The sequence below is a fragment of the Streptomyces sp. NPDC054840 genome (assembly GCF_053611065.1).
The window spans coordinates 1-13,173 of sequence record NZ_JBSGZP010000139.1 but is presented as its reverse complement, the minus strand read 5'-3'; the positions used below and the strand labels follow the sequence as shown (position 1 = coordinate 13,173).

The following is a 13,173-nucleotide window of genomic DNA, read 5'->3' as shown; positions in this document are numbered from 1 at the left end:
CGCCCTTTTCGGCGAGGCGGGCGGCGCGGCGGATGAGGGTGCGGCCTTCCGGGCCGCCGGTGAGGCCGACGACGATGCGTTCGCGGGCCTGCCAGGTGGAGCGGATGTTGTGCTCGCCCCGGTACTCGTTGAGGTACTCGTCAACCCGGTCGGCGACCCACAGGAGGGCCAGCTCGCGCAGAGCGGTGAGATTTCCGGGGCGGAAGTAGTTCGACAGGGCCGCGTCGACCTTGTCGGGCTTGTAGACGTTGCCGTGCGCCATACGGCGGCGTAGCGCCTGCGGGGACATGTCGACGAGCTCGATCTGGTCCGCGCGACGGACCACCTCGTCGGGGACGGTCTCGCGCTGGCGGACCCCGGTGATCGTCTCGACCACGTCGCCGAGCGACTCCAGGTGTTGGATGTTGACGGTCGAGACGACGTCGATGCCGGCCTGGAGCAGCTCCTCGACGTCCTGCCAGCGCTTGGCGTTGCGCGAGCCGGGCACATTGGTGTGGGCGAGCTCGTCCACCAGCGCTACGGCGGGGCGGCGCGCCAGGACTGCATCGACGTCCATCTCGGTGAAGGTGCTGCCCCGGTACTCGATCTCGCGCCGCTCGATGAGTTCCAGGCCGTGCAGCATGACCTCGGTGCGCGGGCGGTTGTGGTGCTCGACGAAGCCGACGACGCAGTCGGTGCCCCGCTCGGTCCGGCGGTGCGCCTCGGAGAGCATCGCGTACGTCTTGCCGACGCCCGGCGCGGCGCCGAGGTAGATGCGGAGCTTGCCGCGTCCCATGTTCCGTCTCTTCTTCTGTGTGCTGGGGATTGGGCGGGTGATCAGGGTTCGAAGCGGTATCCCATGCCCGGCTCGGTGATGAAATAGCGCGGGTGCGAGGGATCCGCCTCCAGTTTGCGCCGTAGTTGGGCCATGTAGACCCGCAGGTAGTTTGTGTTCTCTCCGTACGTCGGTCCCCAGACCTCCAGCAGTAGCTGACTCTGGGTGATCAGCCGGCCCGGATGGGTAATGAGGATCTCCAGCAGGTGCCATTCGGTCGGGGTCAGCCGGACGGTGCGCTCGCCCCGGTGCACCTTCTTCGCGATCAGATCGATGCTGAACTCGTCGGTCGTGACCACGGAGACCTCGGCCGACCGGGAGGACTCGGGTGCCTCCTGCCTGCGGGTGGCTGCCCGCAGACGGGCCAGGAGCTCGTCCATGCTGAACGGTTTCGTGACGTAGTCGTCCGCGCCGGCGTCCAGGGCCCGGATCTTGTCCTCCGAGGTGTGGCGGGCGGAGAGGACCAGGATGGGGACCTTGCTCCAGCCGCGGACGCCCTTGATGACTTCGATGCCGTCCATGTCGGGGAGTCCGAGGTCGAGCACTATGACGTCCGGCTTGTGGGCGGCGGCGAGCCGCAGGGCCGTGCCGCCGTCAGTGGCTTCCTCGACCTCGAACTTGCGCGCCTGGAGATTGATCTTCAGCGCGCGGACGAGCTGCGGATCGTCCTCCACCACCAGCACCCGGGTCATCGGTGTGCAGCCTTTCCTTCGTTGCGGACACGGCAAGAAGCCGGCGCGGCGCTGGATTCCTCCCAGCGGTAGCTGGGGGAGCTTCGGCGCCCCGCCGGCTTCGTTACCGTGCGATGTGGAACATCAGCTCTTGGACAGCGCCTTCAAGGCGATGTTGAGCTCGAGGACATTGACGCGGGGCTCGCCCATGAATCCGAGCGTCCGGCCCTCGGTGTGGTCGGCGACGAGCTTGTCGACCTGCTTGACGTCGAGCTTGTTCTGCTCGGCGACGCGGTGGATCTGGAGCTTGGCGTACTCGGGGGAGATGGCCGGGTCCAGGCCGGAGCCGGAGGAGGTGACGGCGTCGGCCGGCACGTCCTCGGGCTTGACCTGGTAGGAGGCCGTGGAGTTGTCCGTGATGACGGCGTCCTTGGCGGCGAGGACCTGGGCGCAGAGGGTGCCCTCCTCCGCCTGGTCAGTGCACTTGCCGTTGACCGCGCCGTTGTCGGCGGACCGGTTGGTGGCGCCGGAGAGGATCAGCGAGTACTGGGTGTTGACGCTGTTGGCGCCGAGACCGTTGGAGGGGCGCGGCTGGAACCACTTCAGGTCCGGCTTCGAGGCTTCCTCAGCGTCGTTGGGGTCCTTCTTCGGCAGGTTGTAGGTCTGGCCGATGAGGGAGGAGCCGACGACCTGGCCGCTCTTGTCCTTGATTTCGGAGCCGTTGGCGTTGTCGTTGAAGACGGCCTGGGCGACGCCGGTGACGGCGAGCGGGTAGAGAACACCGCAGATCACGGTCAGAACGAGCAACGCTCGCAGACCTGCCCCGATCAACCGCACTGTGTTTCCGACAGAGTTGTTCATGGGTCAGCCGATTCCGGGGATGAGGGAGATAAGCAGGTCGATGATCTTGATGCCGATGAACGGGGCGATCAGACCGCCCACGCCGTACAGACCGATGTTGCGGCGGAGCATCTTGTCGGCGCTGGTCGGCTTGTACTGGACACCCTTGAGGGCGAGCGGTACGAGCGCGATGATGACCAGCGCGTTGAAGATGACGGCGGAGAGGATCGCCGACTCGGGGGAGTGCAGGCCCATGATGTTGAGCTTGTCGAGGCCCGGGTAGACCACGGCGAACATGGCGGGGATGATCGCGAAGTACTTCGCGACGTCGTTGGCGATCGAGAAGGTGGTCAGGGCGCCCCGGGTGATCAAGAGCTGCTTGCCGATCTCGACGATCTCGATGAGCTTGGTGGGGTTGGAGTCCAGGTCCACCATGTTCCCGGCCTCCTTGGCGGCCGAGGTGCCGGTGTTCATCGCCACGCCCACATCCGCCTGCGCGAGCGCCGGGGCGTCGTTCGTACCGTCGCCCGTCATCGCGACCAGCTTGCCGCCGGCCTGCTCCCGCTTGATGAGGGCCATCTTGTCCTCGGGCGTCGCTTCCGCGAGGAAGTCGTCCACGCCCGCCTCCTCCGCGATGGCCTTGGCCGTCAGCGGGTTGTCACCGGTGATCATGATCGTCTTGATGCCCATGCGCCGCAGCTCGTCGAAGCGTTCGCGCATGCCCTCCTTGACGACATCCTTGAGGTGGATGACACCCAGGACACGGGCCCCCTTGTCGTCCTTGACGGCGACGAGGAGCGGAGTGCCGCCCGCTTCCGAAATCTTGTTGGCGAGCATGTCGGCGTCGTCGGAGACCTCGCCGCCCTGCTCCGTGACCCAGGTGATGACCGAGCCGGCCGCGCCCTTGCGGGTCTGCTTGCCGTCGACGTCCACGCCCGACATACGGGTCTGGGCGGTGAAGGCGATCCACTCGGCGTGGGCGAGTTCGCCCTGGTGGCGCTCGCGCAGCCCGTACTTCTCCTTGGCGAGGACCACGATGGAACGGCCCTCGGGAGTCTCGTCCGCGAGGGAGGAGAGCTGGGCGGCGTCCGCCAGCTCGGCCTCCGTCGTGCCCTTGACCGGGACGAACTCCGACGCCTGGCGGTTGCCCAGGGTGATGGTGCCCGTCTTGTCGAGCAGGAGCGTGGAGACGTCGCCCGCGGCCTCGACGGCGCGGCCGGACATGGCGAGCACGTTGCGCTGGACCAGCCGGTCCATGCCGGCGATGCCGATCGCCGAGAGCAGAGCACCGATCGTGGTCGGGATCAGGCAGACCAGCAGAGCCGTGAGCACGATCATCGACTGCTCGGCGCCCGCGTAGATCGCGAAGGGCTGGAGGGTGACGACCGCGAGCAGGAAGACGATCGTGAGGGACGCCAGCAGGATGTTCAGGGCGATCTCGTTGGGCGTCTTCTGCCGGGCCGCGCCCTCGACCAGGGCGATCATCCGGTCGATGAAGGTCTCGCCGGGCTTCGTCGTGATCTTGATGACGATCCGGTCGGACAGCACCTTCGTACCACCGGTGACCGCGCTGCGGTCGCCGCCCGACTCCCGGATCACCGGAGCCGATTCGCCCGTGATCGCGGACTCGTCGACGGACGCGACGCCCTCGACGACGTCACCGTCGCCCGGGATGATGTCGCCAGCCTCGCAGACCACCAGGTCACCGATCCGCAGCTCAGCGCCGGGAACCTGCTCTTCGCCCTTGCCGTCCTTGGTCACACGGCGGGCGACGGAGTCCGTCTTGGCCTTGCGCAGGGTGTCCGCCTGCGCCTTGCCGCGGCCTTCGGCGACGGCCTCGGCGAGGTTGGCGAAGATCGTGGTCAGCCACAGCCAGGCGGTGATGGCCCAGCCGAACCAGTCCGTCGGGTCTTTGACCGCGAGCACGGTGGTGACGACCGAGCCGATCAGGACGACGAACATGACCGGGGACTTGATCATGATCCGGGGGTCGAGCTTGCGGATCGCGTCCGGGAAGGACTTCAGCAGCTGCTTGGGGTCGAAGAGGCCGCCGCCGACCCGGCCGGGGGCCGGCTTGTGACTGGTCGGCATGTCTCCGTGCGGGGCACGGGTGGGGGTGGCGGTGCTCATGAGGCGAGCCCTTCGGCGAGCGGACCCAGGGCGAGGGCCGGGAAGTAGGTCAGACCGGTGACGATGAGGATCGTGCCGACGAGCAGGCCCGTGTAGAGGGGCTTGTCGGTACGGAGCGTGCCCGCCGTCTCCGGTACGGGCTTCTGCTCGGCCAGCGAGCCGGCCAGCGCCAGTACGAACACCATCGGAAGGAAGCGCCCCAGCAGCATCGCGATGCCGATGGTGCTGTTGAACCACTGGGTGTCGGCGTTCAGGCCCGCGAAGGCGGAGCCGTTGTTGTTGGCGCCCGAGGTGTAGGCGTAGAGGATCTCGGAGAATCCGTGCGCGCCGGTGTTGGTCATCGAGTTCGCCGGGGTGTCCAGGGCCATTGCGGCGGCCGTGAAGCCCAGGACCAGGGCGGGAGTGATGAGGATGTAGCAGGCCGCGAACTTGATCTCGCGGGTGCCGATCTTCTTGCCCAGGTACTCGGGGGTGCGGCCGACCATCAGACCGGCGATGAACACCGCGATGATTGCCATGATCAGCATGCCGTAGAGGCCCGAGCCGACGCCGCCGGGCGCGATCTCGCCGAGCTGCATGCCCAGCAGCTGGATGCCGCCGCCCAGTCCGGTGTAGGAGGAGTGGAAGGAGTTGACCGCGCCGGTCGAGGTCAGCGTCGTGGCGACCGAGAAGATCGCGGACGCGCCGATCCCGAAGCGGGTCTCCTTGCCCTCCATCGCACCGCCCGCGGCCTGGAGCGCCGGGCCGTGGTGCGCGAACTCGGTCCACATCATCAGCGCGGTGAAACCGAGCCAGATGGTGGCCATCGTGGCGAGGATCGCGTAGCCCTGGCGCAGGTTTCCGACCATGCGGCCGAAGGTGCGGGTCAGCGAGAAGGGGATCAGCAGGATCAGGAAGATCTCGAAGAGGTTCGAGAAGGGGGTCGGGTTCTCGAAGGGGTGGGCGGAATTGGCGTTGAAGTAACCGCCGCCGTTGGTGCCGAGTTCCTTGATGACCTCCTGCGAGGCGACCGCCCCGCCGTTCCACTGCTGCGTCCCGCCGAGGAACTGGCCGACCTCGTGGATCCCCGAGAAGTTCTGGATCGCACCACACGCGACCAGGATGATCGCGCCGATCACGGAGATGGGCAGCAGGATACGGACCACTCCACGGACCATATCGGCCCAGAAGTTGCCGAGTTCGCCGGTGCGGGAGCGCGCGAAGCCCCGTACGAGAGCCACTGCGACGGCCATGCCGACCGCCGCCGACACGAAGTTCTGCACCGCGAGGCCGCCGGTCTGGACGACGTGGCCCATGGCCTGCTCGCCGTAGTACGACTGCCAGTTCGTGTTCGCGACGAAGGAGGCGGCGGTGTTGAAGGCCTGGTCCGGGTCGATCGCGGAGAAGCCGAGCGAGCCGGGAAGGATGCCCTGGGCCCGTTGGAGGGCGTAGAGGAAGAGGACGCTCACGGCCGAGAAGGCGAGGATGCTGCGCAGGTAGGCGGGCCAGCGCATCTCGGCGCTGGGGTTGGCGCCGATGGCCTTGTAGATCCACTTCTCCGGCTTGTAGTGCTTTTCGGAGGAGTAGACGCGGGCCATGTAATCGCCCAGCGGGCGGTAGGCCAGCGCGAGCGCGGCGATCAGCGCGAGGAGCTGGAGCACACCAGCGAGAACGGGACTCATCGGTGGCTAGAACCTCTCCGGGTACACAAGGGCGAGGATGAGGTATCCGAGCAGGGAGACGGCCACGACGAGGCCGACGACGTTTTCGGCGTTCACAGTTTGGTCACCCCCCGGGCGATGAGAGCCACCAGCGCGAAGACCGCGACCGTGGTGACGACGAAGGCCAGATCGGCCACCGTGAGCTCCTGGATGAAGAGGGAAGAAAAGAATCGGCCAGACGGCCGATGACGAGATAACCGTGTCTTCAGCCCGGCGTTAAGACGCCTTGACGGTGTCCATACGCCCGTAAGGGAACTCTTAACGCCGCACTGACGCCAGGGGCCGGTCCGGCAGCGGATCGAGAAGGAAGCGGCCGTAGTAATGGCCTCCGCCGACGACCCGCAGTTCCGTCTCTCCGTCCGGCCAGTCAGCAAGCCTGCCCCCGCCGGAGGGGGAGTCACGCACCCCGGCGCGGTCTTGACACATCCCATACGACTTTCCGGTCCCGGCATCAGGAGTGCGTGAAGAGTGGGGCGGCGGTCGTATGGACCGCGCCAAGAACACTGGTCATCCGGCCGAGCCGTCCGGACGCTGTCCTCACTTTGTCCAACTGAGGAACGAGCGACGATATCCATACACATAAGAAAGCCGGCCACGGCAGGACAGGCTTCGGGCACGGAGGAGCCTCCTGATACCGGCGTGCGGACGCAGGCGGCAGTGGACCGGCACCGGCTCACCGCCCTCCAAGGCCTGGCCGCCCTGTCGCTCGACGCGATGGCGTCTGTCGCGTACGGACCCGAGTCGATCGTGCTGGTCCTGGCGGCGGCCGGTGGGTACGGCCTTGGTTTCACGCTGCCTGTCACCCTGGCGATCGCCGCGCTCCTGGCCGTACTCGTGGCCTCGTACCGGCAGGTCATCGCGGCCTTCCCGGACGGAGGCGGCTCATACGCCGTCGCCAAGAAGCACCTCGGCCGGCGTACGAGCCTGGTGGCCGCGGCCTCGCTGATCCTCGACTACGTGCTGAACGTGGCCGTCTCGGTAACCGCCGGCGTCGCCGCCCTGACCTCGGCCTTCCCGGAGCTGTACGGGGAGCGGGAGTGGATCTGCCTCGGCGTCCTCGCCCTGGTCACGGTGGTGAACCTGCGCGGGGTCGTGGACTCCGCCAAGGCCTTCCTCGTCCCCACCGCCGTGTTCGTGGGGTCGATCCTGGCGATGGTCGTCGTAGGCCTGTTCCGTGACGGGCCGGTCAGCACTGCCTCGGCCGCCGGGCACGCCTCCGCGCTTGGGGAAGGTGCCACTACGGTCGGCGCGTTGTTGCTGCTGAAAGCCTTCGCGGCCGGCTGCTCGGCGCTGACCGGTGTCGAGGCGGTCGCCAATGCCGTGCCGTCCTTCCGCGCCCCGGCCGCCCGGCGCGCCCAGCGCACCGAAGTGGCGCTCGGCGCCCTGCTCGGCGTGATGCTGATCGGCCTGTCGGTCCTGATCGGCCGCTTCCACCTCCAGCCCGTAGAAGGCGTCACCGTCCTCGCTCAGCTCGCGGACGCGTCCTTCGGTCACAACGCGGCCTTCTACGTCGTCCAGTTCGCCACCATGGTGCTGCTCGCGCTCGCCGCGAACACCTCCTTCGGCGGTCTGCCCGTGCTGATGAGCCTGCTGGCCCGCGACAACCACCTGCCGCACCTCTTCGCCCTCAAGGCGGACCGGCAGGTGCACCGCCACGGCGTGGTGTGGCTGGCGCTCGTGTCCGCCGTCCTGCTGGTGTTCTCCGGCGGTGATACGAACACCCTCGTCCCGCTCTTCGCGATCGGCGTGTTCATCGGCTTCACCATCTGCCAGGTCGGCATGGTCCGGCACTGGTACGGCGAGCGTCCCAAGGGCTGGCGGGCCAAGGCGGCCCTCAACGGCTCGGGCGCGCTGCTCACCGGAGTGTCGGCGGTCGTGGTCACCGCCACCAAGTTCTCCGAGGGCGCCTGGCTGATCGTCATCGCCCTGCCGCTGATCGTCCTCGCGTTCGAGAAGATCCACCGCACCTACGCCCAGATCGGTGAACGCCTGGAGCTCGGCCGTATCCCGCAGGCGCCCCGACGCGCCCGCTCCCTGGTCGTCGTACCCGTTTCCGGGCTGTCCCGGCTGACCTGCCAGGCACTGACCGCCGCACCCTCGCTCGGCGACGAGGTCCTGGCGGTGACGGTGACCCACCCGGCCCCCGAGGACCGGCAGACAGCCGAAGCCCTGCGCAGGGACTGGGAGTTGTGGAAGCCCGGCGTCGAGCTGATCGAGCTCGCCTCGGACACCCGGTCACTCGGCCGTCCGGTGTCGGCGTACGTCCGCGAGCTGACGCGGACACACCCCGACATCCAGGTGACCGTCCTCATCCCGGAGACCGAACCCGCCCGCCTGTGGCAGCGGATGCTGCAGAACCAGCGCGGTTCCGTCGTCGCCCACGCGGTACGCCGCGACACCGACGCCGTCATCTGCCGACTGCGCTTCCGCATCACGGCCGACGCACGTTGACACACCTCTGACGGCGGCTTGACGCATCTCGTGCGCCGCCGTCAAGGAGGCGCCAATTCCCCCGCCCGCATGGGGGCCTCCTTGGAAACTGCCGGTAGCTTCCTGCCTGTTGCGCCGCCGGGGATCTCGATTACTCACATGACGGCCGAGGGGGTCCATGGAGACAGTCCCCGGCGGCGACACCCCTCACCCTCACCTCACCCGCGCCCAGCCTTTGCCGGCCTTGCCCGGCAGGGGGTGCTCAGCCGAACTCACCAGAAGGTCGCTTCATGCCTCCCGCCGCCGCGCAGCACGTTCCTCCGGGTCTCGGGACCCCTCCGCGGACTCCGGTCAACCGCCCGTCCCGGAAACGTTCCGGGCAGGTGAGCATGCTGGAACCCGAGCTCCTCGCCACTTCGGCCCGGGAGGCCGTCGTCAAGTTCCACCCGCGTGAACTGGTAAAGAAGCCGGTGCTGTTCGTCGTCGCGGTCGGATCGATCCTGACGACTCTCTCGGCGCTCGTCCACCCGTCCGTCTTCACATGGGTGATCAGCGTCTGGCTGTGGCTGACGGTCCTGTTCGCCAACCTCGCCGAGGCCGTCGCCGAAGGCCGCGGCCGCGCTCAGGCCGAGTCGCTGCGGAAGGCGCGTACGGACACGGTCGCTCTGCGGCTGAACCACTGGACGTACGGGGCCAACCTGCGCCGCGCGGAAACCGAGGCGGTGACCCCGGCCGAGCTCCAGCCCTTCGACTTCGTGCTCGTCGAGGTGGGGGAGCTGGTCCCGGCCGACGGGGACGTGGTCGACGGCGCCGCCATGGTGGACGAGTCCGCCGTCACCGGCGAATCGGCCCCGGTCCTGCGGGAGTCGGGCGGCGACCGCTCCGGAGTCACCGGCGGTACGCGGGTCCTGTCGGACTCGATCGTCGTACGGGTCACGTCGCGCTCCGGGAACAGCTTCATCGACCGGATGATCGCCCTGGTCGAGGGCGCGACCCGGCAGAAGACCCCGAACGAGATCGCGCTGAACATCCTGCTGGCCGCCCTGACCGTGATCTTCATCCTGATCGTGGTCAGCATCCAGCCGATGGCCGCCTACGCGGGCGCGGCGCAGTCCACCACCGTCCTGGTGGCTCTTCTCGTCACCCTCATCCCCACCACGATCGGCGCCCTCCTCTCGGCGATCGGCATCGCCGGCATGGACCGCCTCGTCCAGCGCAACGTCATCGCGATGAGCGGCCGCGCCGTCGAGGCAGCCGGTGACGTGAACACGCTTCTCCTCGACAAGACCGGCACCATCACCCATGGCAACCGCGAGGCCGCCGCCTTCATCCCGCTGCCCGGCACGGACCACGTCAAGCTCGCGGACGCCGCCCAGCTGTCCTCCCTCGCCGACGAGACCCCCGAAGGCCGCTCCGTCGTAGCCCTGGCCCTCCGGTACGGGCTCCAGCCGACCGCCGCCGAGGACCTCAGCAACCCCCACTTCACCGAGTTCAGCGCCCGCACCCGGATGAGCGGCATCAACCTGAGCTGGGACAACGGCGCCGGCTGCGCCATCCGCAAGGGCGCGGTCACGCAGGTCTGCGACTGGGTGGTGGCACGCGGCGGGACCGTACCGTCCGAGGCCGCCGACTGGTCGGCATCCGTGTCCGAGTCAGGCGGCACCCCGCTGCTGGTGGCGGTCCACGACTGGGACGGGCCGCGGGTCCTCGGCATCGTCCACCTCAAGGACGTGGTCAAGGACGGCATCCGGGAGCGGTTCGCGGAGCTGCGCGCCATGGGGATCCGTACGGTTATGGTGACCGGCGACAACGAGCTGACGGCCCGCGCCATCGCTGCGGAGGCGGGTGTCGACGAGTACCTCGCCGAGGCCACTCCCGAGGACAAGCTCGCGCTCATCAAGCGGGAGCAGGCTGGCGGCAAGCTCGTCGCGATGACCGGCGATGGCACGAACGACGCCCCGGCGCTCGCGCAGGCCGACGTGGGCGTGGCGATGAACACCGGCACCTCGGCCGCCAAGGAGGCCGGGAACATGGTGGACCTGGACTCCAACCCCACCAAGCTCATCGACATCGTCGAGATCGGCAAGCAGCTCCTCATCACCCGCGGCGCCCTGACCACCTTTTCGATCACGAACGACGTGGCCAAGTACTTCGCGATCATCCCGGCCATGTTCACCGCGGCCTACCCGGGACTGGAGGCCCTCAACATCATGGGCCTGAGCAGCCCCACCTCCGCGATCACCTCGGCGATCATCTTCAACGCCCTGATCATCGTCGCCCTCATCCCCCTCGCCCTGCGCGGCGTCCGCTACAAGCCCGCCTCCGCACACGACCTGCTGCGCCGCAATCTCGGCGTCTACGGCCTCGGTGGCCTGATCCTGCCATTCGTCGGTATCAAGCTCATCGACCTGCTGGTGTCCACCATCCCGGGCCTCGGCTGAAGCGCGCACGGCCGGGTCGGCGACGTCCACAGGCAGGAGCTGTCCGCTGCCCGCGTTAAGAACGCGTCAGGATCAGACCCTGAGCGAGCATGAACGATCAGGCTGCGTACGCTGGCCCAGCCGTCGACGTCGATGGCTGATTCCATGCCGTACGACAGGAGCACCACGATGGCCACCCCTACCCGCACTCCGCGCCTGCGCGCGTGGATGCTGGAAGGTCTGACCGACCGCCCCAAGCAGCAGTCGCACGCCGACACCGCACACGAGGGGCGTCCGTGGTGGCGGGTCATGTGTCTGACCGGCCTCGACTACTTCTCCACCCTCGGCTACCAGCCCGGCATCGCGGCGCTCGCGGCCGGACTCCTGTCACCGATCGCCACGATCGTGCTCGTCCTGCTCACCCTCTTCGGCGCGCTGCCCGTCTATCGGCGGGTGGCCGAAGAGAGTCCGCACGGCGAGGGCTCCATCGCCATGCTGGAGCGGCTGCTGTCCTTCTGGAAGGGGAAGCTCTTCGTCCTCACCCTGCTCGGGTTCGCGGCGACCGACTTCCTCATCACCATCACCCTCTCTGCGGCCGACGCGAGTGCGCACCTGGTGGAGAACCCGCACCTGACCAGCACCCTGCGCGGCCACGAGGTGCTGATCACCCTGATCATGGTCGCCCTGCTCGGGGCGGTCTTCCTCAAGGGCTTCAGTGAGGCGATCGGCGTCGCGGTGGTGCTGGTGGGCAGCTATCTGGCGCTCAACGTGGTCGTCATCGGGGTCGGCATGTGGGAGGTCATATCCGAGCCGCACGTGATCGCCGACTGGTCGGACGCGCTCACCGCCGAGCACGGCAACCCGTTCATGATGATCGCCATCGCGCTGATCGTCTTCCCCAAGCTCGCGCTCGGCATGTCCGGGTTCGAGACCGGTGTCGCGGTGATGCCGCACGTCGAGGGCGACAGCGACGACACCGACGACAAGCCCGCCGGCCGGATCCGCGGCACCAAGAAGCTGCTGACCACGGCCGCCGTGATCATGAGCGTCTTCCTGATCCTCTCCAGCTTCGTCACCACGCTGCTGATCCCGGCGGACCAGTTCAAGACGGGCGGCGAGGCCAATGGCCGGGCCCTGGCCTTCCTCGCCCACGAGTACCTGGGCTCCGCCTTCGGCACGGTCTACGACCTCTCCACGATCCTGATCCTGTGGTTCGCGGGAGCCTCGGCCATGGCCGGCCTGCTCAACCTGATGCCGCGCTACCTGCCGCGCTACGGCATGGCCCCGCACTGGGCCCGCGCCGTGCGGCCGATGATCATCGTCTTCACCCTGATCGCGTTCCTCGTCACCTGGCTCTTCAACGCCGACGTCGACGCCCAGGGCGGCGCGTACGCCACCGGTGTCCTCGTCCTGATGAGCTCGGCCGCCGTCGCCGTGACCATCGCCGCCCGCCGGGCGGGGGAGCGCGGCTGGAGCATCGCCTTCGGCGTCATCTCCGCCGTCCTGCTCTACACGACCGCAGTCAACGTCGTGGAGCGCCCAGATGGCGTGAAGATCGGCGCCTGTTTCATCGGCGGCATCATGGCCCTCTCCTTTCTGTCCCGACTCGCCCGTGTCTTCGAACTCCGTGTCACGGACATCGAGCTGGACGACATGGCGCAGCGGTTCATCCGCGACACCGCCAACCGCACGATCCGCTTCATCGCCAACGAGCCGGGCAGCCGGGACCTGGACGAGTACCGGCAGAAGAAGCTTCAGATCCGCGCGGACAATGACATCCCGTCCGAGGACGACGTCATGTTCGTCGAAGTCACCGTTCTGGATGCGTCCGAGTTCGAATCCGGCATGCGGGTGCGCGGCGAAGTGCTCCACGGCCGCTACCGCGTCCTGACCCTGGAGAGCTCCAGCATCCCCAACGCGCTGGCCGCCCTGCTCCTGTACGTCCGCGACGAGACCGGCCAGCGCCCCCACATCTACTTCGAGTGGACCGAGGGCAACCCGATGGCCAACTTCCTCCGCTTCTTCCTCTTCGGCCAGGGCGAAGTCGCCCCCGTCACCCGCGAGGTCATCCGCGAGGCCGAACCGGACCGGGCCCGCCGCCCCCACGTCCACGCCGGCTGACGTCCGGCGATCCGGCGTCAAGAAGCCGACAGGAATCGGGCCGGGCC

At 68.2% G+C, this 13,173-nt stretch carries 8 protein-coding genes and 1 pseudogene; 3 read left to right on the top strand and 6 right to left on the bottom strand.

What is annotated here, in order from left to right; genetic code table 11:
* The 6 genes and pseudogenes from ACWGIU_RS13070 to kdpF form a co-directional block, all read right to left on the bottom strand.
* Positions 1 to 775 (bottom strand): annotated as a pseudogene (locus ACWGIU_RS13070) (histidine kinase); the annotation flags it as partial.
* A gap of 41 nt (positions 776 to 816) precedes the next feature.
* A complete protein-coding gene (locus ACWGIU_RS13065; RefSeq protein ID WP_453705211.1) occupies positions 817 to 1,506 on the bottom strand; it encodes a response regulator in 690 nt (229 codons plus the stop codon).
* 123 nt (positions 1,507 to 1,629) lie between these two features.
* Complete coding sequence (locus tag ACWGIU_RS13060; RefSeq protein ID WP_453705209.1) at positions 1,630 to 2,346, bottom strand: potassium-transporting ATPase subunit C; 717 nt, start codon at positions 2,344 to 2,346, stop codon at positions 1,630 to 1,632.
* A 3-nt stretch (positions 2,347 to 2,349) separates the two neighbouring features.
* Entirely contained in the window at positions 2,350 to 4,455 is a 2,106-nt protein-coding gene (kdpB, locus tag ACWGIU_RS13055; RefSeq protein WP_453705207.1) for a potassium-transporting ATPase subunit KdpB, read from the bottom strand.
* Positions 4,452 to 6,116 carry a potassium-transporting ATPase subunit KdpA gene (gene kdpA / locus ACWGIU_RS13050; protein ID WP_453705205.1) on the bottom strand — a complete coding sequence of 555 codons (1,665 nt, stop codon included), beginning with the start codon at positions 6,114 to 6,116 and terminating at the stop codon, positions 4,452 to 4,454. The genes kdpB (ACWGIU_RS13055) and kdpA overlap by 4 nt, the downstream gene beginning before the upstream one ends.
* Positions 6,117 to 6,122: 6 nt before the next feature.
* Entirely contained in the window at positions 6,123 to 6,212 is a 90-nt protein-coding gene (gene kdpF, locus ACWGIU_RS13045; protein ID WP_453705203.1) for a K(+)-transporting ATPase subunit F, read from the bottom strand.
* A gap of 582 nt (positions 6,213 to 6,794) precedes the next feature.
* Here kdpF and ACWGIU_RS13040 point away from each other — a divergent pair.
* From ACWGIU_RS13040 to ACWGIU_RS13030, 3 genes are all read left to right on the top strand, one after another.
* The gene (locus ACWGIU_RS13040; RefSeq protein ID WP_453705201.1) at positions 6,795 to 8,606 is read left to right on the top strand and encodes an APC family permease; all 1,812 of its coding nucleotides are present in this window, start codon (positions 6,795 to 6,797) and stop codon (positions 8,604 to 8,606) included.
* 269 nt (positions 8,607 to 8,875) lie between these two features.
* Positions 8,876 to 11,026 (top strand): potassium-transporting ATPase subunit KdpB, encoded by a 2,151-nt coding sequence (gene kdpB, locus ACWGIU_RS13035; protein WP_453705199.1) that lies wholly within the window; start codon positions 8,876 to 8,878, stop codon positions 11,024 to 11,026.
* A 168-nt stretch (positions 11,027 to 11,194) separates the two neighbouring features.
* Complete coding sequence (locus ACWGIU_RS13030; protein ID WP_453705197.1) at positions 11,195 to 13,126, top strand: APC family permease; 1,932 nt, start codon at positions 11,195 to 11,197, stop codon at positions 13,124 to 13,126.
* Positions 13,127 to 13,173 lie beyond the last annotated feature (47 nt).